At 38.5% G+C, this 3,537-nt stretch carries 4 protein-coding genes and 1 pseudogene; all 5 read left to right on the top strand.

Translation table 11 applies throughout. The features are described from left to right. Positions 1-720, top strand: a pseudogene (locus ACTXGO_RS11335) (ribonucleotide-diphosphate reductase subunit alpha); the annotation flags it as partial. A 132-nt stretch (positions 721-852) separates the two neighbouring features. Continuing rightward, a complete protein-coding gene (locus ACTXGO_RS11330) occupies positions 853-1,029 on the top strand; it encodes a hypothetical protein (RefSeq protein ID WP_443543632.1) in 177 nt (58 codons plus the stop codon). Between the two features lie 218 nt (positions 1,030-1,247). Continuing rightward, on the top strand, positions 1,248-1,514 hold the full coding sequence (locus ACTXGO_RS11325; protein WP_443543634.1) for a DUF1883 domain-containing protein: 267 nt from the start codon (positions 1,248-1,250) through the stop codon (positions 1,512-1,514). Positions 1,515-1,624: 110 nt separating this feature from the next. Next, positions 1,625-2,653, top strand: coding sequence for a CHAT domain-containing protein (locus tag ACTXGO_RS11320; RefSeq protein WP_443543636.1), 1,029 nt, complete (start codon positions 1,625-1,627; stop codon positions 2,651-2,653). 582 nt (positions 2,654-3,235) lie between these two features. Continuing rightward, complete coding sequence (locus tag ACTXGO_RS11315; RefSeq protein WP_443543638.1) at positions 3,236-3,487, top strand: type II toxin-antitoxin system Phd/YefM family antitoxin; 252 nt, start codon at positions 3,236-3,238, stop codon at positions 3,485-3,487. Positions 3,488-3,537: the final 50 nt, after the last annotated feature.

Raw genomic sequence — 3,537 nt, 5'->3', positions numbered from 1 at the left:
ATTAACTATGCCTATTACCTTGCGAAGAATGGCGTACGCTATTCAGACGACTCAGCATTGGGTCTCACCCATCAAACCTTTGAAGCCTTGCAGTACTATCTACTTAAAGCCTCAAATAAACTGGCAAAAGAGCAAGGCGCGTGCCCTGCCTTTAACGAGACCACCTACTCGCAAGGTATCTTGCCGATTGACACCTACAAAAAGGACTTGGATAAGATTTGCCAAGAGCCCTTGCATCTGGACTGGGAGACCTTGCGCGGCGAGATTACCGAATATGGTCTACGCAACTCGACCCTCACTGCACTGATGCCCTCTGAAACCTCAAGCCAGATTGCCAACGCCACCAACGGTATCGAGCCACCACGCGGTCTAGTGTCTATCAAAGCGTCCAAAGATGGCATCCTCAAGCAAGTCGTGCCAGAGATTGAAAAATTACGCGGTCAATACGAGCTACTGTGGCAAATGCCAAATAACGATGGCTATATCAAGCTCGTCGCTATCATGCAAAAGTTCGTCGATCAAAGTATCTCAGCCAATACGAATTATGATCCAGTTCGTTATGAAGGTGGTCGTGTACCGATGAAGATCTTGCTCAAAGACTTACTCAACGCGTATAAGCTTGGCGTAAAGACACTGTATTATCACAACACCCGTGATGGCGCGAACGACGCGCAAGCGGATATGGAAGATGATTGTGCTGGTGGGGCTTGTAAGATATAAAAATTCGGCTATTAGGCTCTCTGATCTAATTTAGAGAGCTTCATAGATAACCTGGTCTAGTGAAAGGAGGTGAAACAAAAATTTAGATGGCATAAAACCACTAAAACTAATCAATAAAGAGGTAATTTAAGTATGGCTAAGAATACAGGCCGTAGTACTCGCAGAGGTTCGGTAACCGCTCGAACTCAAATGAAGCATCCTAGTAACCCTAAGCATTCGCTTAAGAGAGACGCTACTACAGGTCGATTTATGAGTGGTATGAAAGGTAGTTACAAAGGAGTGGCACAGGAGGTAGATAGTAGAAGATAAAAATGGCATAGATAAATAATTACCTATGCCATTGGAGATATTAAATATTGGCGTATTTAATATCAGGAAGTTGAGACTATCGACGTCCACAAGTGGTAAGCAAATAGAATAACCTCGTAGAGCGATGTATTCTAGTTTAAACCTTACCACTTGTCCATGAATATAGATGAAGCAATAGTCATCCTTTGAAAACAAACTTAGACAAGAGGTACTACAGTATGAATTTTACACATTATAATTTGGGTCATAAATTTAAAAGTGAAATTATAGAAATTACACTTACTAATGCTGCAAACGTTCGTTTAATGAACTCTTCTAATCTCTCCAACTACGAAAATGGAAGAAGACATCAATACTACGGCGGTTATATTACAAAATCGCCTTATAAACTTGTAATTCCATCGTCAGGTATATGGCATGTGACAATAGATGTTGAAGGATTACAGAAGGGCACTAAATCAACTTTAACTACAATTTCAAGCTAATTTTATAAGTTGAGTGGAGCTTGTAACACTCAACTAATTATAAAGCTATTAGCCTTTGTATCGCACTAAGTATAACCATAAGATTTCTAAATTATAATGGAGGTTTATTAATGTCATCGACAGATACTTACCGACGAAATGTCCAACGAAAAAGAGAGGAGTTACAGCGTTTAACTCAATCTAGGAACAAAGAACAGTTAAAAACTAACGACCTAAAGAAAAAAATGAACTCTGCATCTCTAGCCTTGTCAAAAGCTAAAAGTGTAAGCACTATTAAATCTAAGAGTCGTGATATACAGAGACTTCAAAGCCAGATTATTGCTATAGATAAAAAAGTTACAGATTACGATAAGAAAATAAGCATTAAGAGTAAGCAAATTTTTGATGAGGAAAAAAAGCTAGCTAAAGAGCAAGATAATGAGAATGAGAGAATACGAAAAGTGCAATTGTCAAAGCTGAATAAAATAAATACAACACTCTATAAACATGAAGGAGTACATGAAAGCATGACTGCTAGTATAAAAGAACTCCAAAATTTGCCAGAAAAAATAAACGTTCTATTTCTAGCATCAAACCCTATGGATAGCCAACAATTGAGGCTTGATGAAGAAGCTCGTTCCATTCAAGAAACAATTAGAAAAACGGAAAATCGTGATTCCGTATTATTTGAAAGCCATTGGGCATTGAGAACGACTGATTTACTTCAAGCTCTTAACGAAGTAAGTCCTACAATAGTTCATTTTAGTGGACATGGTACAGACACAGATGAAATAGTTTTTCAAGATAATTCAGGGAATTCGAAGTTCGTAAGTAAAGAAGCTATCGCACAGGTAATGATGTCTTCTTCAGACAAAATCCGTTTAGTATTCTTTAATACATGTTATTCGTATAACCAAGCAAAGCTAGTTACAAATCATGTAGAAGTAGCTATTGGTATGAATACAAGCATTGGTGACGAAGCAGCAATAATATTTTCTTCCCAATTCTATAGCTCCATTGGTTTCGGACTTTCAGTTCAAAATGCATTTAATCAAGCTAAAGCATCAATTATGCTAGAAGGGTTAAATGAAGAGAACACTCCTGAACTATTTGTTCAAGAAGGTTTAAACCCTAACGAAATAATTTTAGTTAAACCGTAAACTTATAATGTTTTCTATTTCGCATTATTAACAGGTGTTGTAGGCTGGGTTTTTAACCCAGCATTGTAATTTTACAAAAGCAAGATGCTGGGCTAAAGCACCAGCCTACGCCAAAATATTTTCGACTTTAGAGCGAATGCTTGCTCGTGATGTAGGGTGCGTTCCGCGCACCATGATAAGAAGATAAGCTTTGAAGATGTGCGTAGGGTGGGTTAGCTCAAGCGTAACCCACCAATAGTTCCAAAATTGAATTTAATGGTGCTTAAAAAGCACCCTACAAAAGAAACTACAAACCAAGCGCAAAAGGCAAAGTTATTAAGAAAGACCAGCTTTGCCCTAAAGATGTCGTTTAGTCCCTGAGCGAGGAAACAACGAAGCACTGCTTCGTCCGAGTGCAAGAGAATTTACATTTTCGTAAATTCTAAAACGGTATCCTGCCAACGCTGATGGCTAGGCAGATACAAGCGGAAGGCGGGATGGGCTACTTAAAATGCTTAAATTTAAAACAGTAACAATTAAGACCTAATTTTCGTGCTAAAATTAGCCCTATATTTAGAGCTTAGTATTAGTGGAGAATGAATTATGCAACCAATATTTGCGACACAGACAGCCAGTATCTCAGAGCTCAAGACCAACCCTTCGGCACTGATCAAACAGTCGGATGGCGAATCCATTGCTATTTTAAATCATAACAAACCTGTGGCTTACTTAGTTTCAACAGACGTCTTTGAGCGTATGATGGAAGCAATGGATGATATGGCATTAAGCCAAATCGTTGACACACGAATGAAGGATGGGCAGATACCTATAAAGGTCACGTTGGATGACTTATAATCTTGAGTTTCATCCTTTGGCATTAAAAGAGTGGAAAAAGATAGCGCCAA

The sequence above is a fragment of the Psychrobacter sp. T6-1 genome (assembly GCF_052258445.1).
The sequence above is the reverse complement of the archived record's forward strand: the minus strand, read 5'-3'. Positions and strand labels throughout refer to the sequence as shown.